The 21,819-nt window shown below is 43.8% G+C and carries 26 protein-coding genes; 16 read left to right on the forward strand and 10 right to left on the reverse strand.

The features are described 5' to 3' along the window. Positions 1-28: 28 nt before the first annotated feature. Complete coding sequence (locus KNQ06_RS03690; RefSeq protein ID WP_215147365.1) at positions 29-562, reverse strand: HD domain-containing protein; 534 nt, start codon at positions 560-562, stop codon at positions 29-31. 224 nt (positions 563-786) lie between these two features. Between KNQ06_RS03690 and KNQ06_RS03695 the strand changes: the two genes are divergently transcribed. The 3 genes from KNQ06_RS03695 to mecA all read left to right on the forward strand — a co-directional run bounded on the left by KNQ06_RS03695 (position 787) and on the right by mecA (position 2,293). After that, on the forward strand, positions 787-924 hold the full coding sequence (locus tag KNQ06_RS03695) for a hypothetical protein (protein ID WP_023468890.1): 138 nt from the start codon (positions 787-789) through the stop codon (positions 922-924). 172 nt (positions 925-1,096) lie between these two features. After that, on the forward strand, positions 1,097-1,495 hold the full coding sequence (gene spxA / locus KNQ06_RS03700; protein ID WP_012370920.1) for a transcriptional regulator SpxA: 399 nt from the start codon (positions 1,097-1,099) through the stop codon (positions 1,493-1,495). A gap of 162 nt (positions 1,496-1,657) precedes the next feature. Next, positions 1,658-2,293, forward strand: a complete 636-nt coding sequence (mecA, locus tag KNQ06_RS03705; RefSeq protein WP_369815310.1) for an adaptor protein MecA — start codon at positions 1,658-1,660, stop codon at positions 2,291-2,293. A 62-nt stretch (positions 2,294-2,355) separates the two neighbouring features. Here the strand turns inward: mecA and KNQ06_RS03710 are convergent, their stop codons facing one another. Further along, positions 2,356-3,078, reverse strand: a complete 723-nt coding sequence (locus KNQ06_RS03710; protein WP_047393679.1) for an SDR family NAD(P)-dependent oxidoreductase — start codon at positions 3,076-3,078, stop codon at positions 2,356-2,358. Positions 3,079-3,146: 68 nt separating this feature from the next. On the opposite strand from KNQ06_RS03710, the gene cls reads away from it, so the two are divergent. From cls to pepF, 3 genes are all read left to right on the forward strand, one after another. After that, positions 3,147-4,658: a cardiolipin synthase gene (gene cls / locus KNQ06_RS03715; RefSeq protein WP_050677571.1), complete on the forward strand. Its 1,512-nt coding sequence runs from the start codon at positions 3,147-3,149 to the stop codon at positions 4,656-4,658. A gap of 18 nt (positions 4,659-4,676) precedes the next feature. Further along, entirely contained in the window at positions 4,677-5,627 is a 951-nt protein-coding gene (locus KNQ06_RS03720) for a competence protein CoiA family protein (RefSeq protein ID WP_214723690.1), read from the forward strand. Between the two features lie 64 nt (positions 5,628-5,691). After that, positions 5,692-7,494 (forward strand): oligoendopeptidase F, encoded by a 1,803-nt coding sequence (gene pepF, locus KNQ06_RS03725; RefSeq protein WP_050677569.1) that lies wholly within the window; start codon positions 5,692-5,694, stop codon positions 7,492-7,494. Between the two features lie 218 nt (positions 7,495-7,712). On the opposite strand, the gene KNQ06_RS03730 is transcribed toward pepF, so the two are convergent. Both KNQ06_RS03730 and KNQ06_RS03735 read right to left on the reverse strand, forming a co-directional pair. Continuing rightward, positions 7,713-8,504, reverse strand: a complete 792-nt coding sequence (locus KNQ06_RS03730; RefSeq protein ID WP_050677567.1) for a DsbA family protein — start codon at positions 8,502-8,504, stop codon at positions 7,713-7,715. A gap of 94 nt (positions 8,505-8,598) precedes the next feature. Then, positions 8,599-9,180, reverse strand: coding sequence for a CYTH domain-containing protein (locus tag KNQ06_RS03735; RefSeq protein WP_323680069.1), 582 nt, complete (start codon positions 9,178-9,180; stop codon positions 8,599-8,601). Between the two features lie 96 nt (positions 9,181-9,276). Between KNQ06_RS03735 and yjbM the strand changes: the two genes are divergently transcribed. From yjbM to KNQ06_RS03750, 3 genes are read left to right on the forward strand one after another with little or no spacing between them, the layout of a single operon-like run. Then, on the forward strand, positions 9,277-9,921 hold the full coding sequence (gene yjbM, locus KNQ06_RS03740; protein ID WP_035396676.1) for a GTP diphosphokinase: 645 nt from the start codon (positions 9,277-9,279) through the stop codon (positions 9,919-9,921). Between the two features lie 10 nt (positions 9,922-9,931). Beyond that, the gene (locus KNQ06_RS03745; RefSeq protein WP_023468882.1) at positions 9,932-10,735 is read left to right on the forward strand and encodes an NAD kinase; all 804 of its coding nucleotides are present in this window, start codon (positions 9,932-9,934) and stop codon (positions 10,733-10,735) included. Between the two features lie 18 nt (positions 10,736-10,753). After that, positions 10,754-11,638 carry an RluA family pseudouridine synthase gene (locus tag KNQ06_RS03750; protein ID WP_215147367.1) on the forward strand — a complete coding sequence of 295 codons (885 nt, stop codon included), beginning with the start codon at positions 10,754-10,756 and terminating at the stop codon, positions 11,636-11,638. Between the two features lie 53 nt (positions 11,639-11,691). On the opposite strand, the gene KNQ06_RS03755 is transcribed toward KNQ06_RS03750, so the two are convergent. Continuing rightward, positions 11,692-12,861, reverse strand: a complete 1,170-nt coding sequence (locus KNQ06_RS03755; RefSeq protein ID WP_035396680.1) for an FtsW/RodA/SpoVE family cell cycle protein — start codon at positions 12,859-12,861, stop codon at positions 11,692-11,694. A gap of 144 nt (positions 12,862-13,005) precedes the next feature. Between KNQ06_RS03755 and fabI the strand changes: the two genes are divergently transcribed. Together fabI and KNQ06_RS03765 are read left to right on the forward strand one after the other, a co-directional pair. Continuing rightward, a complete protein-coding gene (gene fabI, locus KNQ06_RS03760; RefSeq protein ID WP_029342212.1) occupies positions 13,006-13,779 on the forward strand; it encodes an enoyl-ACP reductase FabI in 774 nt (257 codons plus the stop codon). Positions 13,780-13,891: 112 nt separating this feature from the next. Then, positions 13,892-14,110 (forward strand): hypothetical protein, encoded by a 219-nt coding sequence (locus KNQ06_RS03765; RefSeq protein ID WP_023468878.1) that lies wholly within the window; start codon positions 13,892-13,894, stop codon positions 14,108-14,110. A gap of 4 nt (positions 14,111-14,114) precedes the next feature. On the opposite strand, the gene KNQ06_RS03770 is transcribed toward KNQ06_RS03765, so the two are convergent. Beyond that, positions 14,115-14,627 (reverse strand): YjcG family protein, encoded by a 513-nt coding sequence (locus KNQ06_RS03770; RefSeq protein ID WP_023468877.1) that lies wholly within the window; start codon positions 14,625-14,627, stop codon positions 14,115-14,117. Between the two features lie 145 nt (positions 14,628-14,772). Here KNQ06_RS03770 and KNQ06_RS03775 point away from each other — a divergent pair, with 145 nt between their 5' ends. Genes KNQ06_RS03775 through KNQ06_RS03785 form a run of 3 tightly spaced genes read left to right on the forward strand, consistent with a single transcriptional unit; the run spans position 14,773 to position 16,432 of the window. Further along, positions 14,773-15,315, forward strand: a complete 543-nt coding sequence (locus tag KNQ06_RS03775; RefSeq protein ID WP_034786059.1) for a phosphatidylglycerophosphatase A family protein — start codon at positions 14,773-14,775, stop codon at positions 15,313-15,315. After that, positions 15,315-15,935: a phosphatase PAP2 family protein gene (locus KNQ06_RS03780; protein ID WP_133207554.1), complete on the forward strand. Its 621-nt coding sequence runs from the start codon at positions 15,315-15,317 to the stop codon at positions 15,933-15,935. The genes KNQ06_RS03775 and KNQ06_RS03780 overlap by 1 nt, the downstream gene beginning before the upstream one ends. Continuing rightward, a complete protein-coding gene (locus KNQ06_RS03785) occupies positions 15,935-16,432 on the forward strand; it encodes a hypothetical protein (protein WP_055968682.1) in 498 nt (165 codons plus the stop codon). The genes KNQ06_RS03780 and KNQ06_RS03785 overlap by 1 nt, the downstream gene beginning before the upstream one ends. 55 nt (positions 16,433-16,487) lie before the next feature. On the opposite strand, the gene KNQ06_RS03790 is transcribed toward KNQ06_RS03785, so the two are convergent. The 4 genes from KNQ06_RS03790 to KNQ06_RS03805 form a co-directional block, all read right to left on the reverse strand. Further along, positions 16,488-17,363, reverse strand: coding sequence for a DegV family protein (locus KNQ06_RS03790; RefSeq protein WP_215147369.1), 876 nt, complete (start codon positions 17,361-17,363; stop codon positions 16,488-16,490). Between the two features lie 65 nt (positions 17,364-17,428). Beyond that, on the reverse strand, positions 17,429-18,754 hold the full coding sequence (gene brnQ / locus KNQ06_RS03795; protein ID WP_214723682.1) for a branched-chain amino acid transport system II carrier protein: 1,326 nt from the start codon (positions 18,752-18,754) through the stop codon (positions 17,429-17,431). A gap of 345 nt (positions 18,755-19,099) precedes the next feature. Beyond that, positions 19,100-19,393, reverse strand: coding sequence for a hypothetical protein (locus tag KNQ06_RS03800; RefSeq protein ID WP_050677561.1), 294 nt, complete (start codon positions 19,391-19,393; stop codon positions 19,100-19,102). 247 nt (positions 19,394-19,640) lie between these two features. Next, positions 19,641-20,372 carry a hypothetical protein gene (locus tag KNQ06_RS03805; RefSeq protein ID WP_214723680.1) on the reverse strand — a complete coding sequence of 244 codons (732 nt, stop codon included), beginning with the start codon at positions 20,370-20,372 and terminating at the stop codon, positions 19,641-19,643. A 132-nt stretch (positions 20,373-20,504) separates the two neighbouring features. Here KNQ06_RS03805 and KNQ06_RS03810 point away from each other — a divergent pair, with 132 nt between their 5' ends. Together KNQ06_RS03810 and KNQ06_RS03815 are read left to right on the forward strand one after the other, a co-directional pair. Next, positions 20,505-21,062 (forward strand): GNAT family N-acetyltransferase, encoded by a 558-nt coding sequence (locus KNQ06_RS03810; protein WP_195864703.1) that lies wholly within the window; start codon positions 20,505-20,507, stop codon positions 21,060-21,062. An 8-nt stretch (positions 21,063-21,070) separates the two neighbouring features. Next, positions 21,071-21,784: an alpha/beta fold hydrolase gene (locus KNQ06_RS03815; protein WP_058705378.1), complete on the forward strand. Its 714-nt coding sequence runs from the start codon at positions 21,071-21,073 to the stop codon at positions 21,782-21,784. Positions 21,785-21,819: the final 35 nt, after the last annotated feature.

A 21,819-nucleotide genomic window follows, 5' to 3' on the forward strand; every position in this document is an offset into this window, starting at 1 on the left:
ATTTCCACGTTGATCGTGGAAATGCCTTTTAATTTTCTGATGCAATACGCGGTAGATGAGCAAATCGATGGACGACTGAATCGATTGCATCAAGACGATGCATGGCTTCTTCAAAGTCAATTTTTTCGTAATGATGGAGTCCGCCCGGCTGTTCTTCCAGCGTATCCGCATCATGAACAAGTTGTTGAAGAGGTGTTCGATTGATCGCACCTGGTGGAAGATAAGAATCCGTATGCAAAAGAACAGCGAGAGCAATTTCTTTTGCGCGTGCTGGTTCTTCACCAAGGCGAATCAACAGTTTGTGAGCACGTTCAGCTCCTTTAATGGCATGAATATCATTTTGGCGATATAAATCATAGTTCCAAGTGCCATCGGTATACCATTCGTAATGACCGATATCATGTAAGAGTGCTGCCTTCGTAGCAGTGTCAGCATCTAAACCGCGTTTCGTAGCAAGCGTCAGTGCGCGTTCCGCTACTGAAATCGCATGATTCAAGCCAGAACGAGATAAATATTTTTGAGCGATCGGATGATCGAGAATCGTAACGAGTGTTAATGCCATGAATGAAAAACTCCTTTCTGAGCGTTGATATTTCTATACACTCTACAGAAATTTGAAAGAAATTGCAACTGTTTTTCATTCCTCAATCGACAATCTCACATATTTAATTGCTTAAAGTAGGAATAGATTTTTGAGATACGTGGTATACTTACTAATGTAGAAGATGATTATTTTGCTTTCGTATGGTTGTTAGTTCTGTTTCGGGCCGATTGGGGTGTCGGAATATGAAAGAACGTGACAAGAAGAAAAAGCTGAAGAAGCGCCTTTTGCGGGATATTTTAGAGAAAAAACTGAAAGAAATGAAACTTCCTAAAGCAAAAGAGACGATTTCTCAGCCATTTGATCACACGCCAGCTTGTTAAAGCCACGTGGTGGCTTTAACAAGCTTTTTTACGAAAAGTTCTTTCATCTTTATAAAAAAGCTAGGTTTTCTGCTTTATTAGATGTAAACTGTCAAGTAATAGAACCATCATCAATATCTGCTTATTCACATAGGTATTGAATGATGTTAAATCAGGGGGAGGATGTTTTTCAATGGTAACACTCTATACTTCACCAAGTTGTACTTCTTGTCGGAAAGCACGCGCGTGGCTTGAAGAACATGAAATCCCGTTCGTTGAACGTAATATCTTTTCAGAACCATTATCGCTCGATGAAATCAAACAGATTCTTCGCATGACGGAAGATGGAACGGACGAGATTATCTCAACACGTTCAAAAGTCTTCTCGAAACTCGATGTTTCCGTTGAAAACTTATCGTTGCAGCATCTATACGATTTGATTCAAGAATATCCGGGATTATTGCGTCGCCCAATCTTGATTGATGAAAAACGCCTTCAAGTGGGATACAACGAGGATGAAATCCGTCGATTCTTACCGCGCAAGGTGCGTACGTTCCAACTTTTGGAAGCGCAGCGTCTTGTCAACGAGTAATTTTAAAAAGCACGCTGCTTCGTGAGCAGTGTGCTTTTTGTTACCGATAAAAAAGGTTAAAATAAAGATAACAAAGGAATAGAAATATATCCTTCGGATTCAAAACTATGAATCCAAGTCATGTCCTCGTTCGTATTCTAGATAAGGAACGAGAAGAAAGGAGTGGACAGTTTGAAAATCGAACGCGTCAATGACAATACGGTCAAGTTCTTCATCACGTACACCGACATCGAACGCCGTGGTTTTGCCCGAGATGAGATTTGGTATAACCGGGAACGGGGAGAACAGTTATTCTGGCAGATGATGGACGAAGCGAATGAAAAAGAGTCCATCTCCTTCGAAGGTCCACTATGGATACAAGTGCAAGCATTTGAAAAAGGTCTTGAAGTCACTGTAACGATCGCGAAAAATGCAGTTGATGGTGAGCAAGTCGATGAAGACGAACTCGATTCACTTTTACGATCAGCGATGTCTGAGACAGAAGATAAAGATACAGAGTTAAGCCAAGATGTTTTATTTGAAACTCGCGATTTCGAACATATCATCGCGCTCAGTCAATATGCGAATGCTCCTGTATTCGCAGAACTTGAAACAGCGCTTTATCAAAAAGATGGACTCTATTTACTGCATGTTCATTTCGAAGATGATGTGAACGTAGAAGCGCAAGAAAACGTCATGAGTTTAATCGCAGAGTATCTCCAGTTCAGCGAACAAACGATACATCCTGTAGCTGAATACGGGAAACAGATTATTGCTTCAGATGTCTTTCCGTTCATTCGGAAACATTTTCCGAACTAAGGTCAGAAAAAGTGCGAGGAAAAGGAGGATCACATATCGTGATACCTCCTTTTGTTCTGGTATTAAGTGAGGGTATAGCCTCCATCTACGATGAGCGCTTGACCGTTGATGTAACTTGCTTTGTTTGATAGTAAGAAACAAACGACCTCAGCGATTTCAGAAGGTTGTGCGGGCTCACCTCGAAGGTGATGTTTCATTGCGAGATCAAATTTATCTTTCCCGCCATATAACGCATGACTGAGCGCTGTATCGACTGGTCCCGGGCAAATAGCATTAAATCGGTACTTACCATGGAAGCGGGCGGCGTATGTCTTTGTTAGCGTCAGTAAAGCACTTTTAGACGAAGCGTAAGGCAGTAGCATTGCTGGAAACTTAACATGACCTACGATGGCGCTATTATTGACGATGGAAGCACCCTTTGAGAAGCGTTTCGTCGCGAGCTGGATAATTCGTTCGGGCGCATGATAGTTCACTTGGAATACTTCTTTTTGTTGATCGGAGACACGTTCAGGTGCAACGGGTTTCCCGAAAGTACCTGCATTGTTGAAAATACCATCGATTTCTGGGAAATCTTCTTGTGTTTCTTCAAAGAACGCATCGATTGCAGAGGAATCAGCTAAGTCGACAGGGAAGAAATATAAACGTCCTTCTCCGTTTGATTCAAGAGAGGATCCCTTTTCTTCATTGCGACCAATCGCAAGGACGGTATGTCCCTCCCGAATGAGTTGAAGGGAAGTTGCCTCACCAATTCCACTTGTTGCACCAGTAATGATATACGTACCCATTTAAACGCTTCCTTTCTGTCATCAGTTTAAATACGATTTGTACTACCTACATAAAAGGAGGGGGATTCATGCTACGACGTGTACAACTTCTCATGACCCTCATCTTGACCATCGGCTTGATTGCCTTTTTATCCTACTATTGGAGTGTCTATATGGTAGGGTGGCTGTCCATCGTCATCATCTTGGTCGTCATGAGCGTGTTCGTCATCATTCTACTCGAAAATCGAAACCCAGAACGAACGCTCGTCTGGGCACTCGTCATGATGGCATTGCCTGTCGTTGGCGTATTCGTGTATTTCACATTTGGTCAGAACTACCGTCGAAAACGAATGTTTCGACTGAAGGCAATGCTTGATGAAGAGTCTTACATTAAGTATCGTACCCAGTTTAAGGCAGGGGTACACCAATCAGTGTTCCAAGAAGGACATTATGGAAAAGTTGTGACACTTATCGATTCAATCAGTCGCCTTCCGATTTCGTATAATACACATACAAGAATCTTGACGAATGGTCAGGAAAAGTTTCCAATTCTTTTAGAAGAGATTCGTCAAGCACAGCATCATATTCATTTGGAGTACTATATCGTACGCGATGATCAACTTGCGCTTCAGCTACAGGAAGCGTTGATTGAAAAGGCTAAGCAAGGAATCGAGGTCCGCTTTCTTTATGATGCCGTCGGTTGTTTTTCGACGGATAAACATTATTTCAAGAAGATGCAGGCAGCTGGTGTTGAGGTTCGTGCGTTTTTCCCCGTCGTCTTACCGTTTATTTCGAGTAAATCAAACTACCGGAATCATCGGAAAATCGTCGTCATCGATGGAACGGTTGCATTTACGGGCGGAATCAACATCGGGGATGAGTATATCGGTCGTGATCAACATTTTGGTTTTTGGCGTGATACCCATCTTCTCGTAAGGGGAGAGGCTGTCTCTGAACTCCAACTGATTTTTTTGCAAGACTGGTATTACATGACCGGTGAACGGCTGTTTACACCGTTTTACATGGAGCCACTTGAGTACGTTGAAGAAGCAACAGGAGGTGTTCAAATCATTGCGAGCGGTCCTGATGAGCCATATGAGGCAATGAAATCACTTTACTTCGGGCTCATCACGGAAGCACGTGAATCGGTCTATATTGCTTCCCCGTATTTGATACCGGACGAAGATCTCATGACAGCGCTGAAGACAGCTGCAATGGCAGGGATTGACGTCCGTATTCTACTACCGAGCTTCCCGGATCATAAAATCGTTTTTTATGCGAGCCGTTCTTATTTTGATGATTTGCTACAAGCTGGTGTAAAAATTTACGAGTACAATAAAGGGTTCATGCACTCGAAAGTTATTGTCGTTGATGACGCCATCGCAACGATTGGGACAGCGAACATGGATTTACGTAGTTTTCATTTGAATTTCGAAGTGAATGCTTTCTTATATGGAACGAACTCTGTCCATGAACTGACACGTGATTTTTATGAAGATTTTAGCCATTCGACACAAGTTGATGCTGATATGTTCCATCGGCGTCCATTACGCCGTCGATTAATTGAATCGATTTCACGTTTATTCTCACCGTTACTTTAGTAAAAGGGGACGATTCAGATGTTTGAAGCCATTGATGCTTCTGGTAAACGCATCATGATTCACAGATTTCCCATCCATGAATTAAAAACGATGTCCTTACGTTGTCCGTATTGCCTGAAGCCATTGCGCGTCAGGCAAGGACGACGACCACACTTTGCACATATCTCAGCTTGTTCAGGAGAAAGCAACGTGCATATGTCTTGGAAAAAGCGGATTGCGGATTCTTTAATAAACGCAGGTGTCCAAGTCGAAATTGAATGGATGACTGGGGAGAGACGTTTTGATCTGTGGATACCAGAAAAGAAAATCGGGATTGAAATTCAACGTTCTCCGATGTCAGCAGAGGAATGGATCAGACGAGCCAGGCTTGATGCGAAACAAGAACAAACGGTTCGGTGGATCGGATTTCATCCTTCACATGGTGTCACGTTGCGATTGCAAGGTTGGATGCGACAAGCATTTTTACAACATGATTACTTGGATCTGATCGTCGAGAATCAAATCCGGAGATTTCGACATCCGGTTCCTTTTGCAAAACATCATGTCTATTGTACGGTTCAACCGCTCTCATTATCTGATTTTCTTTCGAAAGAACCTTCATCATTTCCTCGGAAATTTTCAATCGCTCGATGGCAAGGAATCGTTCATCGCTATCGGCGACGTCCTTTTTATCCTTCATTACCTCCACGCATCCTCAAGATCCCACTGTATCAATCAGGTTTCCATCTACAAAATCTTCCCTCTTTTGCCTTTCTCCCCATCACACGTCTATTATTTCTACCCGTCCATCCCTTTGAATTTCAAATCGTCGTCTTTTTAGAGATAAAAGGGCGGTACACTTTGAGCCGTCTGGAATATGTCATAAATCAACTGCTTCACCAATTGAATCTATCGATTGAAAGAGATTTGATTGGTGCTCTCGTCAGGGAATGGATGGAGCGGATTGAGGAGGCGAATAAGCTGCTTTAGCAGGAGCACTTCGATTGTTTGTCGAAAAGAAAACAGGTATAACTGAATTAAAGGAGTGAGGGAAATGGCAGAAGTATTAACACGTCAAGATGTTGACGTTACAGAAACATGGAATCTAGAGTCGATTTACGCAACGAACGAAGCGTGGGAAGAAGAATTCGAATCGGTGAAAGCAATGCTCCCATTACTCGTCGAGTATAAGGGTCGTCTTGGACAGAGTGCAGAAACGCTCTATGAAGGGTTACAGTTACGAGACGAAGTCTCAAGACGTCTTTATAAGCTTTATACATACGCGCACATGCGTTATGACGAAAATACAGCAGATAGTTTCTACCAAGCAATGAACGACCGTGCTCGAACACTCGCGTCGCAAATCGGAGCAACACTTGCTTTCATGACACCAGAACTATTAGCTGTACCTGAGTCAACGATTGAGACGTATCTTAATGAGAATCCAGATCTTGCGATGTATCGTCATGCATTTGATGAATTGAATCAAGAGCGTGAACACGTCCTGACGGAAGCGGAAGAAGCGATTCTTGCAAAGGCAGGAGAAGTACTCGGTCAATCCGGTACGACGTTCGGTATGTTGAACAATGCAGATCTGACATTCCCGAAAATCAAAGGGGAAGACGGAGAAGAGACAGAGTTGACACATGGTCGCTTCATCACATTCCTGGAATCATCTGATCGTTCGGTCCGTGAAGCAGCATTTAAAGCGATGTATGGAACATATGCGAAATACACGAATACGCTCGCTTCGACACTTGCTGGGTCAGTTAAGAAAGACAACTTCTATGCAGATGTCCGGAAGTTCCCATCGGCACGCGCAGCAGCTTTACACGGTAATGCGATTCCTGAGTCCGTCTATGATGGATTAGTTGAAGCGGTACATGAACATTTACCATTGCTCCATCGTTACGTCGCCCTACGTAAGCGAGTGCTCGGACTCGATGAACTACACGTGTATGATATGTACACACCGCTCGTTTCTGAGGTGGAGATGAAAGTCTCTTACGAGGAAGCGAAACAATTGATGGTCGAAGGGCTCGCACCGCTCGGAGCAGAGTACAAGCACATCCTCGAAGAAGGGTTGTCTGAACGTTGGGTTGATGTCCGAGAGACGCGTGGTAAACGGAGTGGAGCCTACTCTTCTGGTGCTTATGATACACAGCCGTTCATTTTGATGAACTGGCAAGACAACATCAACAACCTCTTTACACTCGCACATGAATTCGGACATTCTGTCCATAGTTATTACACGCGGAAGTCTCAACCATATCCATATGGTGATTATTCAATCTTCGTCGCAGAAGTTGCCTCAACGACGAATGAAGCATTGTTGAACGACTATCTATTGAAGAAAGTAACGGATCGTAAAGAAAAACTCTATCTATTAAACAATCAACTCGAAACATTCCGTGGAACATTGTTCCGACAAACGATGTTCGCTGAATTCGAACATGCAATTCATGATGCGGCTCGTCTTGGACAATCGCTGACACCGGAATTCTTAACGTCAACGTATTATGCGTTGAATCAAAAATACTTCGGAGAAGAAATTGTATTGGATGAAGAAATCGGTCTAGAATGGGCTCGGATTCCACACTTCTATTACAATTATTATGTCTATCAGTATGCAACGGGCATTTCTGCTGCTGCTGCCTTGACGGATCAGATTCTAGAAGAAGGACAACCTGCTGTAGAGCGATACATCAACAATTTCTTAAAAGCGGGATCAAGTGATTATCCAATCGAAGTATTAAAAGCTGCGGGTGTTGATATGACAACAAAAGCACCAGTTGAAGCAGCACTGCGTCAATTTGAACGTGTCCTAGATGAATTTGAAGCTTTGTTAGCAGAGTGACATCTTTGTGACAAAGTGAACAAAGAGTGGAAAAGAAAAGAGAACCACGATATACTTATATTGTGAAGAGGGTCACATTCCCCAGTCGATTCTCTTTTTCCCCCATCCAATGGTCAAAAGAAAAAGTCCTTCTCGTCATGAGGGACTTTTTCTTTTATCTATGATTGAACACAAAAAGGACAGTGAAGCGTGCTTCACTGTCCTTTTTGTTGTTTTTATCATGCATGTGCCGAATCTTTTAAATGACGCCATACTTTTCCATCACAGTACGATAGAGAAGCACATTTTTGTTGCAAGACCAATTTTTTTAATTCGTGTTCAATCTGGGATTCAGGAGCGTCATAAATAAAGGCGATTTCAGCCGTTGTTGCTGTTTCATACCGTCTCAAGAATTGTTCGAGTGGTGGCTTCGGTTGTTTTTCGATCGTATGATCTAGCAATTCACTTAAGATCGAGACATACACCAAATACTCATAAGGTCCTTCTGCTTTGATCGCTTCTTCGTCTCCAACGAAAGCGAGTGTTGGAAGAATCCGAACATCCCATTCGGTGACTAGTTCGGTTTCTTTCTCGAGCATTTGCTGAATCGTATCCGACGAGACATCACGATGGAACTCATCTAAATCCAAACCATACTCCGTTAATGCCTCTGCTAGCCGCATCAATGATGGTCGACTATAAGCACTTTCTCCTTCGACGTTATGAAGCATTCGAAGGCGTCGCATGAATCGCATACCAAACGTTTTTCCTTGAAGCTCAATTGCTTTTAGAATGACGAGTGGTGACATGTCGCATGCGGATCGTGATGGAGCACATGGAATCGTTGCAATCGTCCGAAGACGGAACAGATGGCCATATTCTAGTTCTAACTTCTTGAGAACGGGTATCAACCGTAAACCATCCGTTTGTGTCACATCTAGAAAATGATAGATTTCCAGAGGTTTCGTCGGTTGTTGAATCGATGGTTCGTCCAATGAACAATAAGATCCGTTACATTGTGCGTGTTCCATCCGTTCACCCCTTCCTGTTGTTATCGTTACCCTATTTTAGCAACGAAAAAAAAGAAAGAGCAAAGGTTTTGCTTGTTCATTTCTACACGAAAAATCAAGAAAGCGCTTTACGTTCCATAAAGCGAACGATTTTATTTTTTGTTTTGCGTTGTGGAATGTCGTGTTCTGAAAGAATTCGCTCGAAATCCTTTTGCCCTTGTTCGAAGTTACTGACCTCAAACTCTAACTCATAATCGGTATGTCCGAGATAGCGACTTTTATCAAGGACAAGCAATCCTTCCGGGAGCACGGTTTCGATTCGTTCTGTCTCTAATCGACCTAAATGTTCTAAAGATCCCTGTAAATCAAATGACTTTAGCTGTTCGTTCATCTCTTCGGAATGAATTAGACCGTATTTGAATAGATCTTCTGCTTCAGTTGATGATAACGTAACATGCGTTTCAAGCAACCCCTCCTCATGAGGTTGTTTTAAAGTCAGTACGAGCCCTTGTTTTTTCTCACGAATCCGTAAAGCAGCACCTTTTTTTCGAAGTTCAAAATCAGGAGTATCAAAATAATCATTTGCTTGCCAAATGGGTTGTTTTGTTGACGCATAATGGGTAAATAACGATAGATATTCTTGTTCAGACAATAAGTTCTTAAATTCGATTTCCAATTCTTGTCTAATCGGAATCACGCCTTTCTAGTTGAATGTCTGAAAATATGATAACATGAATGAGGTAGGAACAGGCAGTGAACCAATACTATTCGATTAAAAGTGGTGACAAATCAGATGACAAAAGAAAATTGGGATTTATTTCTTGCACCGTATCAAATCGCGGTCGATGAGTTGAAAGTTAAGCTAAAAGCGATTCGTAAACAATTTCAGCAACGGGGAGAACATTCACCGATTGAATTTGTCACAGGACGGGTCAAACCTGTAAAGAGCATTCTTCAAAAAGCGGAACGAAAAGCAATTGCGCGTGAGTCATTAGAACAAGACATGCAGGATATCGCCGGATTACGTATCATGTGTCAATTCGTCGATGATATCATTCATGTCCTTGAGCTGCTGCGCTCGCGCGGAGATTTTAAAATCGTCGAAGAACGGAACTACATTACGCAAAAAAAGGATAGTGGCTATCGATCGTATCACGTCATCATTGCCTATCCGGTACAGACGATCGAAGGTGAAGTTCCGACGTTAGTCGAGATTCAAATTCGAACGCTTGCGATGAACTTCTGGGCAACGATTGAACACTCGTTGAATTATAAGTACCAAGGAAATATTCCGGAAGAGACGCGTGAGCGTCTGCGTCGTGCAGCAGAGGCAGCATTTTTGCTTGATGCGGAGATGAGCCAGCTGAAAGTAGAAATCCAAGATGCACAACTCGTCTTTCAACGCGACGCTAAGGCGTCTGAACGATTAAAAGAGTAGGGGGATGACCATGCGTTTTGCAATCACGGCTCGTGATGATGAGCGATCTCATGCGCTGAAACAGCAACTCGAGCAGGCATTGACGGATCGGGGATGTATTCTTGATGTCAGCCAGCCGGAAATCGTCGTCTCGATCGGTGGAGACGGAACGATGTTACAGGCGTTTCATTCGTATCTCGATCAAGTAGAGACAATTACGCTTGTTGGGATTCATACGGGGCATCTTGGTTTTTATGCGGATTGGCGCCCTGAAGAAATGGATGAACTGATTGATCATATCGCGAAGCAGGATTTAGCGACGGTTCAATACCCGTTGCTTGAACTCTCGATTGATTATGCGGACGGTTCACACAACCAACTGCTTGCCTTGAATGAGTGTACGATTAAAAGTTTTAATCAGACGCTCGTTTGCGATTTATCGATTCGAGGCGACTACTTCGAAACATTCCGAGGGGACGGGTTGTGTGTATCAACACCGTCTGGTTCGACAGCTTACAATAAGGCACTCGGCGGAGCGATCGTTCACCCGGCGCTCGAAGCAATTCAAATTACAGAGATGGCTTCCATCAACAATCGTGTTTACCGGACGATCGGCTCACCGATGTTGTTACCGAAACATCATGATGTCGAAATTCGTCCCGTTAATCCGATTGATTTTCAGATGACCTATGACCACTATGCTTCAATCATTCATCAAAACGTGACATCGATTCGATGCCGGGTCTCTGATAAAAAAGTGAAATTTGCTCGTTTTCGTTCTTTCCCGTTCTGGCAACGGGTGCGGGAATCTTTCCTGGCAGACGAAAGACGTTAAAGTAAAGGAAATGGAAACATGAATGGATTTCAGCTACAACAGATGGTGACTGACAACGAGGATGGCTGGCGTGTCAGTCATTTTTGTACGACCCGCTTAGGGATTTCGCGAAAAATGTTAGTATCGATTAAAAATCATGGGGATATCACGCGTAATGGTCAGCATGTTAACGTCCACGACGTCTTACACGCGGGTGATCATGTCCATGTCTTCTTCCCGGAAGAGACACCAGCACCGGATATGGTGGCGACAGAAGGGGAACTTGATATTTTGTTTGAAGATGATTGGTTGCTCGTCGTCAATAAACCGCCGGGCATGGCATCGATTCCGTCTCGACTGCATCCAGAACGCTCATTATCGAACTATGTCCTTGGTTATTACCGAAAACAAGGAATTCCGTATGCAATCCATATCGTTAATCGGCTCGATCGTGATACGAGTGGTCTTGTCTTGTTCGCGAAACATGGGCTTGCCCATCACCGGATGAGTCTCATGCAACGATCCAATGAATTAGAACGACATTATTTAGCGTATGCACCGGGAAACGTACCGGTACAAACAATTGATCAACCGATTGGTCAAACCGATCATTCCTTCATGGAACGGATGGTACGACCGGATGGTCAACGAGCCATTACGCATATCTTAAATAGCCGTCTAGTTCGAGCCTTTGACCAAGAAATCTCATTACTCGATATCCGACTAGAGACAGGTCGGACACACCAAATTCGTGTCCATCTTGCTTTTCTTGGGCATCCTTTGATTGGCGATACGATGTATCAAGGGAACCCGTTACTTCCGCGTCAGGCGCTTCATAGTGCGTCAGCAACGTTCCTTCATCCTGCGACGGGAGAACAGGTTCGTTTTGAAGCACCACTTCCTGAGGATCTCCGACTGGAATGATAAAGTACACAAATAAAAGGCAATGGACTTGGTCCACTGCCTTTTATTTGTGTTTAGTCTTCATCAAACATGGAAATCCGAGATTGAGAGGCGATTGCCATGATCAATCCTAGACCGACGAGGTTTACGATCATCGTTGATCCACCATAACTGATGAACGGTAGGGGAAGACCTGTGATCGGTAAGACACCAATCGTCATCCCGATGTTTTGGAAAATTTGGAACGTAAACATCGCGACATATCCTGTCACGATATAGGTACCAAATGGATCAGCTGTCTCGAGAGCAATCTGAATCAAGCGATAGACGAACAGGAACAAGACGATCAAGACGATGGCAGCCCCGATGAAACCGTAGTGTGAGGCAATCGTCGTAAAGATGAAGTCTGTATGCAATTCTGGAACGAACACTTGCAGTTTCCCGTATCCAACGCCGAACATTTGACCTGAACCTGTCGCGTTGATTGCTTGGACGAGCTGGTACGACAGATCATCCGCATATTCGAACGGTTGCAACCAAGCCATGATCCGGTTCATCGCGTGACCTGGGAAAAAGGTTGCGAGTAAATCATTTTGGAAAAAGAACAGGTAAAAGAAGATGATGACGGCTCCTGCGAACAGACCGAACATCGTCAAAAGCCATTTCCAGTTTAGTCCTGATAACAACATCGCACATGCTAAGATGACGCATAGAATCAAACCGATCCCTAAATCGGGCTGAATGATGATAAGACCGAGTGGCAAGGCTGTAACCGCGACTAACTTGATAAGTAACAAGAGATCTCTTTCATGTTGAACATAACGCGCATTGTGCTCGGTAATGACGGCAGCGAGCGTCACGATCAAAAAGAACTTCATGAACTCAGCCGGTTGGACCGTACCGATAACTGGGAATTGATACCAACCGTATGCCCCTTTGATTTCAGTGACGATTGGTGTGTTTCGAAGAACGACAAGACCGATCAATGATACGATACCTGCTCCATATAAAAACCAGTGGAATCGCTTCAACTGTTCATAATCGATGAAAATGACGACCGATAACGCCATGAAGCCGATGACGTACCATTGAATTTGTTTGGCAGAGAAGTTGATGGCACTGATCGCACCTTTAAGCGAAGGTTGTGCTGTATAGATGGCGATGATACTGATGACCATCAGACAGGCGAGTAAAAAAAGCAACGTATGATCATAACGTTGTGTAAATGATTTGAATCGATTCATTTCATCCCTACTTTCTATCATTCTCTATATTACCGTAATTTATCAAATCCGCAATATCAAGAGCGATGGTTGACAGAAGCGTTACGTTTTTGTAACCTGAAGATAGGTTTTATTACCAGGTACTAATTCAAGGGGGACTTTATCATGAATATTTATCCTTCACTCGAAGGCAAGACGTACGTCGTCATGGGCGTCATTAATCAACGTTCGATTGCATGGGGTATCGCACGTGCGCTCGACGCTGCTGGAGCAAGCCTGGCATTTACATATGTCGGAGAACGTTTCAAGGCACCACTTGAAAAATTAGGACAAGAATTATCACGACCGGCTTCTTATTATACGTGTGATGTCACAAGTGATGAAGAGATTGAACAGGTCTTCCAAACGATTCATGCGGACCACGGTAAGATTTCAGGGATCGCTCACTCGATCGCATTCGCGGATAAAGAAGCGCTTCGTGGCGAATTTTCTGGGGTAACGCGTGAACAGTTCGCGCAAGCACTTGATATCTCAGCTTACAGCTTAACAGCAGTCGTCAAGGCGGCGAAGGATTTCTTTACGGAAGATGCATCCGTCATCACGTTGACGTACCTCGGTGGTGAGAAGATGGTTCCGAACTACAACGTCATGGGTGTTGCGAAAGCCGCATTAGATGCAAGCGTTCGTTATCTCGCTGCTGAATATGGTCAGCAAGGCGTTCGTGTCAATGCGATCTCAGCTGGTCCAATTCGGACAGTATCAGCAAAAGGTGTCGGCGACTTCAATTCAATTCTTGATAGCATCGAAGAACGTGCGCCACTTCATCGTAACGTGACGACGGAACAAATTGGTCAAAGTGGACTGTTCTTGCTTTCGCAAATGTCGAGTGGGGTGACAGGAGAAATTCTTCACGTCGATAGCGGATTCCACATTCTTTAATAAACGATCGATTAAGCCAGGCTATCCCATGCGGGAGGCTTGGTTTTTTTTGTGCTCGATCGGGGAACTACCAAATATAAGTGTCACTAGAAGGAGAGAGGAAGTGCAGAGGATGAACGCAATCGATTTTACAGTCGTACAATATGTCAATCGTCAAGTACGTGTCGATCCACAGCTAAAGACTGAACCAGTCGCTCGAGTTCAACCGATACGCCCAACTGACCCTTACCGCGAACACGAAGCGGACGACTTTTTAGAAGAACAGGCAAATGCATACGGTGTATTACCAGAACTAAAACTTCCCGGTCGAAGCTTCGACCGGGAAGTTTAATCATTCATTGACCTGTGAAGCGGAATGTCTCATAGACACTCCAAGCACCGTTCTCCAGTTCATACAATAAAGCCATTTTCGTGACGTCCTCTTGGAAACGGATATCTTCCATCTTGAGACGTTCTAGTACATCGAACAGTTCGACATCCGACAGTTCTTGACCGATTGTGATGTGTGGCAAGAAATCGTATTTCGGCTTATGTTCGAGTGGTCCCGTATGCAAAGCGCGATGTAATTGTTCTAACTCATCCGTCGGCATTACTTTGAGGAACAAGACATTGTTCGTCGGATGGAACGAACGAGCTCCTTGGATGTGCAAATTGACAGGCTTCGTTTCGGACGCGATTCGATTCAACTCCGTCACGATGTGGTCTAATTCTGTCTCATCGACTTCCATCCGCTCCCGTAGCGTGATATGAGGTGTGATCAGTGCATACTTCGAGTCATATCTCTTTCGGTATGAATTTGCAAAATCTTGAACGCGTTTCGATGGAAACAATACAACCCCGATGTTCATCGAAAATCCCCTACTTTCCCCTGAAATGATAACGCTTTACAAAATAATCATGACGGATTCTGGCGTCGATGTCAAAGAAGTTTGAGAGGAGGTTCAGAATCCGTGTATACTAATGAAGTACTTTGTTGGAGAGGTGGATATAGTCATGAAGAAAACACATTCAAAAGAGGTCAAACAGGCAGCTATCGATAAGTTACATGAACGAGGGGTGACGATTCATGCAATCGCTGAGATCGTTTACCAAATGCAGGCCCCCTACACGGTGGATCTGACAATTGAAACATGTGTCAGTTCAGTAGAACGTGTTCTTGAAAAGCGTGAATTACAACATGCGATTCTCGTCGGAGCAGAACTAGACATCTTGGCGGAAAAAGGGTTATTATCAGAACCCCTCCTGTCCATCATCCAAAGCGATGAAGGGCTATTTGGCGTAGATGAGACGATTGCGATTGGTGCCGTCAACACGTATGGTTCGATTGCGGTTACGACGTTCGGCTATTTGGATAAAGCAAAGGTTGGTATTATCAAAGAACTCGATACGAAGCTTGGGGACGGAAAAGTCAACACGTTCATGGATGATATCGTCGCGGCCATCGCAGCAAACGCATCCGGACGACTAGCGCATCGCTTGCGAGATAAGGAAGACTATTCAGCAGAAGAATTAGAAGAACGTAAGGGGACATACTGATGCGGGGTGCGAGAGCGGCGTGGATAGGTGCATCCATTGCTGTCGTCTTGTTCGTGATCATCGCTGTCTCCATTCGGATGACAGGCTATTTTTTATTTGATGCCCAATTATCGTCATACATGTCGCAACACGTCCCAGGGGATTACGTTTCTTGGTTTACTCAACTCGGATCGGGTCCAGGGGCGATGACGATGACGGTGTTACTTGGAATACTAAGTTATGTATTGTGGCGAGATCGTATCGCAAGCATCTGGTATGTGATCATGGCAATATCAGTAGGTGTATTGAATCAAGTCGTTAAATTCGCTTTTGTCCGAGAGCGCCCCTCGTTAAATGAATTGGTTGGTGGCGTAGGATACAGTTTTCCGAGTGGTCACTCAGCGATGGCTTTTGCCGTATATGCTGGATTTCTCGTCGTTGCGTTTCGTCATCTTAAAACAGGTGGGAAGGTACTTGTATCAATCGTGACGATTGGTTTATTTCTCGCCATGGGAGCTTCTCGAATCATTTTAAACGTTCACTATTTCTCAGATGTCATCGGTGGATATTGTTTTGCTGCGATTCTTTTATGTAGCTCCTATGCATTCATCGTCTCCCGTAGAAAAAAAGGAGTGGCTTGATGTTACTGTTAGATGTTGATCATAGTTTGTTATTTGATGAAGAGACGATGCGCTCCATCGACAAGCCGACGTTGCTTGTCGAGCGAGTCGCTGGGCGACCTCGTTTTATGACGATGCGAGCGCATCTTAGATTAAAACGGTTAGTATCGATTAACGGTGTTGTTCCGGTGACGAAACGAACGATGGAAGAGTACCAGCAGTTGGAACTCTTTCAAATCGATGCGCCACCGAAGTGGGCGATCATTGACGGTGGAAAGATTTTGCTTAAAGAAGGAAAAGTGGATCGTCGATATGAAAATTGGCTTCGTCAATTCAATAAGGAGACATCACTTGATTCCATCCTTGAGTATCTCATCGAAATGGAACAAGTTTCGATTGATGTATATCCTTCTGAGACGTTATCCAGTGTAATCACGCTTCCGCATGAGCCGATTCAACGGACGACGGACGAAGCCGTATTATTAGAAGAACTATTTCGTAAGTATGAAACGACATGAAAAAACCGGACGGTCTCAAGCAGACCGTCCGGTTTTCATCGTTTCGTGCAAGATATCAAGTTGTTGGTAAAGGAATCTCATCGAACCAGTACACACCGACCGTCTCAGCGCCAGCATGTGCCAAGATGGAAGGACCAAATTGGGTAATGCGTACTTGAAGCTCCGGGTGTTCTGTAGAAATCAAGCGCCGTAATTCTTCAGCAGCGGCATGAGCGAGCGTATGACTGACATAAAGCGTCCGATCATATACACCATGAGCACTGACTTTTGATGAAATTTCACTGACCATTTCTTTAAAAGCTTTTTTGATGGAACGGACTTTTTTAAATGGGACAAGTCGTCCTTCCTCATTAAATTGAGCGATTGGTTTAATATTGAGCATGTTTGCTAGTAAAAATTGACTTCCTGAGACACGTCCGCTCCGTCGCATCGTCTCCATATTTCCGATGATCAGATAAAAATGCGATTTGTGTTTGAATGTCTCAAGCGTAGGCATGACTTCATCTGGACCTTTACCAGCAGCAACGAGTCGTTGTGCGATCCGGACAAGTTCTTGCTGATTCGCAGCACCTGTATACGAATCAATCGCGTATAAGGGGAAACCGACAGCTTCAGCTGCAGCGACGGAACTCGAATATGTGCCGCTCAGTCCACTCGTGATATGAATCGCATACCCATAATCATAACCATCTTCAAGCAATTGTTCATACAAGGTTACGAAATCACCGAATGATGGTTGAGAAGTCGTCGGTGAAGCGTGGGAATCTTCTCGCATTTTTTGATCAAGCTGTTCAATCGAGATATCGACATACTCCCGGTAAGACTCTCCGTTTAAAATGAGTAAAGTCGGTATCACATGGACTCCGATTTTTTCAGCCTCTCCTGGCTCAAAAAAAGCCATGCTGTCGGTAATCCAAGCAATCTTATCCATGTATATGACGCCTCCATTAATAGAACCATTTTGTTCATCATACCATAGCGATGAAAGCGGAATCACTAGCTAGCGCGTTTTTGTGTGATAGAAGCACTGGAAACGTGTCCAAACCATGAACTGATACCGAAGGCGATGAGTGTTGGGAATAACCATTCTAAACTTTGATCCACTAAAGGCAAGGATTGATAGAACGTTTTAAGATTTCCCGGGAAAAGCGAAAGTTGATTCAACGCACTACAGAATGAGAAGAAAATCGTTACACCAAGAGTTGATTGATAAACGACCGACTTACGACGGAACAGATGACGCATGAATGTCAAAGCGATCAAGACGATGACGATTGGATAAAGGAACATCAATACCGGAACGGCGATGGATAACAATGTCTGCAATCCGACGATCGATACCGTAAGACCGAGAGCAGTCGTGAAGATACTTGCCGCTTTTAAAGATACACGGTTGGAAATCGTCATCATATATTCTGCAAATGCGGTGACGAGACCAACTGATGTCGTCAAACATGCAAGCAGAATTGCAAGACCAAGTACAGCTAAACCGATTGAGCCGAAGGCAGTATTTGCATAATGCTGAAGAAGTGCTGGACCATCAACTTTTCCGATGGCGGCAAAGGTGTTACGTCCGATCATTCCAAGTCCGACATAGACGAGAGTCAAAGCAGTGGCAGCGATAATTCCGGCACGAGTGACGACTTTAAATTGTGCTTTTCGTTCATGAACGCCTCGGCTTTTCAATGTATGCAGTACGACGACACCAAATACCAAGGCGCCGAGTGCATCAAGCGTTAAGTATCCTTGAAGGAAACCTTGAATGAATGCCTGTCCAGTCGTCTCATACGCTTCGTTTGGTGAAGCGACACCCGAAAGTGGCGAAATGATGCTACTAATGCTTAATGCAGCAAGAGCAATCAGTAACAATGGTGTGATGAAACGCCCGATGATCTCAAGTAATTTTCCTGGTCGTAGTACAAGATAAAGTGTGGCAAGGAAAAAGAGACTCGATGAGATGATCAACGTCATTTGTGAGGGAGCACCAAGAAATGGTACGACTCCGAGCTCATACGTGACAACCGATGTTCGCGGAATTCCGAAAAAGGGACCGATTGCAACATAGAGTGCGAACGTCAAGGCAGCACCTACAAAACGAGGGAGTGGTGCAGCAAGTGTTTTGATGCCACCCCCGATAGAGGCAACTGCAAGTAAGCCGAGCAAAGGAAGACCGACACCCGTTACGATAAAACCAAGGATGGCAGGAAGGAACTGTGAACCCGCAAGCGCACCGAGTTCCGGTGGGAAGATTAGGTTACCCGCACCGAAAAATAAAGCAAAAATCATAAATCCTAAAGCAAATGTATCTTTTGTCTTAAACATGTGTTGTCCTCCATTCATCCTAATTTCATAAAAAAAGCCTCATCCACTAAGTTTGTGGATAGGCGTCGTTTGCTCAGACGCCTTGTCGAAATGACGAAAAGGGCCTGGATCTTCATTTTCTCAAACGAGAAATGAATCTTCAGTCCCTACTCTTAATCACAATCAGTCGTTTTTGGATGAGCGTTGCGTGTGTCATGTTTAAAACCTCCTGTTTGAATTTTTCTAAGGATAACATGAAGAAATTAATAAAACAATATTTTCTGAAAATTCACCATCGAATTTTTGAAAACAAATAACGCCTTGAGGAGAGATGAGGTCTCTACCCAAGACGTTATACATTACACATCAGCTCGTTGCAATCGAGCGCGTTTTTTTGTGACGTTTCAATTTATGGAGGAGCCAAGCGTGAACGACCTCACAGGATTGACGTGGTAACGTCAGTTCAACAAGCGATTCCTGCTGTTGCCCTTTAATGATGAAAAGTCCATTTTCTTCATCGACAGGGGCGATGGTCATTGAACTCGCCTCATTCAGCGACAATTTCACTTCACCGAGTGTCGCATCCTTTAATTTCAGGATGTTCCCATTTGTCGCAAATTTCGTGAATGAGCCAATTCCGTTCACTTTTAACTGATCCATATTGAATTCCTCCTTCTGCTGATTCCAGTACTATCCCTATAAAAAACCGGGGCTAACTTCTATCTTGAAAAGGTTATCCTCATTATAGCGAAGTCTTCACAAGATGCTAGTCTTATTTTATGTGAAAATTCGAAAAATTTTTTAACAATATTGTCATATGGATAGGAATACCTTTTGAGAGGGAATCGTCATGTAAAATTCAAATAGAACAAAAGCATCCTTTTCTAAAAGAAAAAGATGCTAAAGGTCAATCTAACTCAAAACTCCATTTCTTTTTGCGACAAACAAGCGTTCCTCGTCGAAGGATCGATTCTTTCTCCGCTTCAAAATCTTCATGTAATACGCTCATATCTTCGTAGCGTCCTGCTACATATACGGGAATCGTGATATTTCTTGAGAAAACAGACCGTTTTGCACTTTCGAAATTAATCAATACTCCTTCTTTGAGGAGATGACGGATATGAATCATGATTTCAGCTGTTAAGGCGATCGAGGCGACGGATCGTGCGTGCTGACGAAATTTCCGTTGTACGAGATCGGAGATAAGTTGTTCTACTCGTGACCAATCCTTCAAGTAAACAGAAGCATGAAGCCCATCGTGTTCGCTAAAATAGACCAGTTCATTCTCGATCGAGTCAAGGAAAGGAAGAGGTGTCCCTCGTTTCATATGCATTAAAAATAATAACTCCGCGATTTCGACATCCGTCAATACATCGAGCGAATGAGAGGATCGAATATCAATAGCAGTCAAAGGATGACGCTGGACATCCGTTGATTGTGAAAACTGTTCGATCTCATGCGCTTCGATGTAATGAAGCATCGTTCGAAACGATTGTTTCGTCTGTTTGAAATCACTTCCTGAAATGAGTAAAGGACGTTTCAAATCGACGGCTGCAGCGAAATCAGAGAAATGTACTCCTGACATCGTTAATCGTTGATTTTCCTCGTCCTCATATAAGTAAAGTAACGCACTCGACATACCACTTCGCTTCCTTTCCATGACTAACTACTTCATAATTTAATAGTAGCAAAACTTCGAATTGCCTGAAAGGATATTTACTTCTGAAAACGGGCATACTACATAGAGAAGCATAAAGAGAGGTGATGGAGCATGTGGGGCTTGCGAAAGCCTTTCCCGGAATTGCGGACCGAGCGCTTCATATTACGTGAGCTCGAAAACCGTGACGCACGCGAATTGTTTAAAATCCTATCGGACGATAAAGTCATGTACTATTACGGATCAGATCCGCTCGTGACGGTCTATGAAGCTAAAAATGTCATCAGTTACTTTAAGGAACAGTTCACGCAAGGTAAAGCGATTCGCTGGGCAATTGCTGATGCACAAACGAATCAATTGATCGGTACGATCGGTTTTCATAACTGGTTGTCTCAATACCATCGGGCTGAAATTGGTTTTGAAGTTAGTCAAGATTATTGGCAACGTGGTGTCGCTTCGGAAGCGGCAAGAGCTGTTCTGACATATGGCTTTGAAGAATTTGCTCTCCATCGAATCAGCGCCCTCGTCGCACCTGAAAACCTCGCTTCTAACGCATTGGTTCAAAAATTAGGATTCAAAGCAGAAGGATTACTAGCAGATTATGCATACAGTCATGGGCGTTTCATGGATTTAACGATGTACCGTATGCTCGCATCTGAATGGAAGGGATGAGGTAGTCAATGGAAAAACAGACACTTGTACTCCTGCATGGATTTACAGGAGGAACAGATTATTTTAATCGGGTAGAAGCAAATTTACGACATTCCTTTGATGTCTTACCACTAAGTTTACCAGGACATGAGGGACTCGATGTTGGTCCGGATACGATTGAAGGCTTTGCAGAATGGGTCATGCATGAACTTGATCGACGTGGTATCGAAAAGCCGATCATCATCGGGCATTCATTTGGTGGATACATCACAGCTGCAATCGTAGAAGGGTATGCGGATCAAATCAGTGGATACGGTCTCGTGTACTCGACAGCTAAAGCAGATGATGAACAAGCGAAACAAAAACGAAATCAAAACATCACGCGCGTTGAAGAAGTCGGTGTTAGAGAATTCGTCAATGGTCTTGTTCCATCCTTATTCGCTGAAGGGGCAGATGAGTTCGCTGTCGCTGAAGCACTTGAGATCGGGTACATGATGACGGTCGAAGGAGCTATCCGTGCGCTCTCTGCGATGCGAGATCGGCGAGATATGACGAAGGTCTTGACGAGAGCTACCGTGAAGGGTGTCATCATTCACGGCACGAAAGATCAACTGATTTCAGAGGAAAGCGCATTTGCACCAAAGAATGATCATCTCATACATCGGTCAACAGACAGTGGACACATGGGGATGCTTGAGACACCGGATGCTTTCGTTGCAATCATCGAAGAAGCATTCAAGTAAGTTTTTGCCCTACGGTCATGTCTGTAGGGCATTTG

The sequence above is a fragment of the Exiguobacterium sp. s91 genome (assembly GCF_018618915.1).
Classification (GTDB): Bacteria; Bacillota; Bacilli; order Exiguobacteriales; family Exiguobacteriaceae; genus Exiguobacterium_A; species Exiguobacterium_A abrahamii.

What these genes read in the sequence shown, in the direction of transcription:
- KNQ06_RS03690 (WP_215147365.1), bottom strand. Translation starts at nt 562, where the DNA reads ATGGCATTAACACTCGTTACGATTCTCGATCATCCGATCGCTCAAAAA.
- KNQ06_RS03695 (WP_023468890.1), top strand. Translation starts at nt 787, where the DNA reads ATGAAAGAACGTGACAAGAAGAAAAAGCTGAAGAAGCGCCTTTTGCGG.
- spxA (WP_012370920.1), top strand. Translation starts at nt 1,097, where the DNA reads ATGGTAACACTCTATACTTCACCAAGTTGTACTTCTTGTCGGAAAGCA.
- KNQ06_RS03710 (WP_047393679.1), bottom strand. Translation starts at nt 3,078, where the DNA reads ATGGGTACGTATATCATTACTGGTGCAACAAGTGGAATTGGTGAGGCA.
- cls (WP_050677571.1), top strand. Translation starts at nt 3,147, where the DNA reads ATGCTACGACGTGTACAACTTCTCATGACCCTCATCTTGACCATCGGC.
- KNQ06_RS03720 (WP_214723690.1), top strand. Translation starts at nt 4,677, where the DNA reads ATGTTTGAAGCCATTGATGCTTCTGGTAAACGCATCATGATTCACAGA.
- pepF (WP_050677569.1), top strand. Translation starts at nt 5,692, where the DNA reads ATGGCAGAAGTATTAACACGTCAAGATGTTGACGTTACAGAAACATGG.
- KNQ06_RS03730 (WP_050677567.1), bottom strand. Translation starts at nt 8,504, where the DNA reads ATGGAACACGCACAATGTAACGGATCTTATTGTTCATTGGACGAACCA.
- yjbM (WP_035396676.1), top strand. Translation starts at nt 9,277, where the DNA reads ATGACAAAAGAAAATTGGGATTTATTTCTTGCACCGTATCAAATCGCG.
- KNQ06_RS03745 (WP_023468882.1), top strand. Translation starts at nt 9,932, where the DNA reads ATGCGTTTTGCAATCACGGCTCGTGATGATGAGCGATCTCATGCGCTG.
- KNQ06_RS03750 (WP_215147367.1), top strand. Translation starts at nt 10,754, where the DNA reads ATGAATGGATTTCAGCTACAACAGATGGTGACTGACAACGAGGATGGC.
- KNQ06_RS03755 (WP_035396680.1), bottom strand. Translation starts at nt 12,861, where the DNA reads ATGAATCGATTCAAATCATTTACACAACGTTATGATCATACGTTGCTT.
- fabI (WP_029342212.1), top strand. Translation starts at nt 13,006, where the DNA reads ATGAATATTTATCCTTCACTCGAAGGCAAGACGTACGTCGTCATGGGC.
- KNQ06_RS03765 (WP_023468878.1), top strand. Translation starts at nt 13,892, where the DNA reads ATGAACGCAATCGATTTTACAGTCGTACAATATGTCAATCGTCAAGTA.
- KNQ06_RS03770 (WP_023468877.1), bottom strand. Translation starts at nt 14,627, where the DNA reads ATGAACATCGGGGTTGTATTGTTTCCATCGAAACGCGTTCAAGATTTT.
- KNQ06_RS03775 (WP_034786059.1), top strand. Translation starts at nt 14,773, where the DNA reads ATGAAGAAAACACATTCAAAAGAGGTCAAACAGGCAGCTATCGATAAG.
- KNQ06_RS03780 (WP_133207554.1), top strand. Translation starts at nt 15,315, where the DNA reads ATGCGGGGTGCGAGAGCGGCGTGGATAGGTGCATCCATTGCTGTCGTC.
- KNQ06_RS03785 (WP_055968682.1), top strand. Translation starts at nt 15,935, where the DNA reads ATGTTACTGTTAGATGTTGATCATAGTTTGTTATTTGATGAAGAGACG.
- KNQ06_RS03790 (WP_215147369.1), bottom strand. Translation starts at nt 17,363, where the DNA reads ATGGATAAGATTGCTTGGATTACCGACAGCATGGCTTTTTTTGAGCCA.
- brnQ (WP_214723682.1), bottom strand. Translation starts at nt 18,754, where the DNA reads ATGTTTAAGACAAAAGATACATTTGCTTTAGGATTTATGATTTTTGCT.
- KNQ06_RS03800 (WP_050677561.1), bottom strand. Translation starts at nt 19,393, where the DNA reads ATGGATCAGTTAAAAGTGAACGGAATTGGCTCATTCACGAAATTTGCG.
- KNQ06_RS03805 (WP_214723680.1), bottom strand. Translation starts at nt 20,372, where the DNA reads ATGTCGAGTGCGTTACTTTACTTATATGAGGACGAGGAAAATCAACGA.
- KNQ06_RS03810 (WP_195864703.1), top strand. Translation starts at nt 20,505, where the DNA reads ATGTGGGGCTTGCGAAAGCCTTTCCCGGAATTGCGGACCGAGCGCTTC.
- KNQ06_RS03815 (WP_058705378.1), top strand. Translation starts at nt 21,071, where the DNA reads ATGGAAAAACAGACACTTGTACTCCTGCATGGATTTACAGGAGGAACA.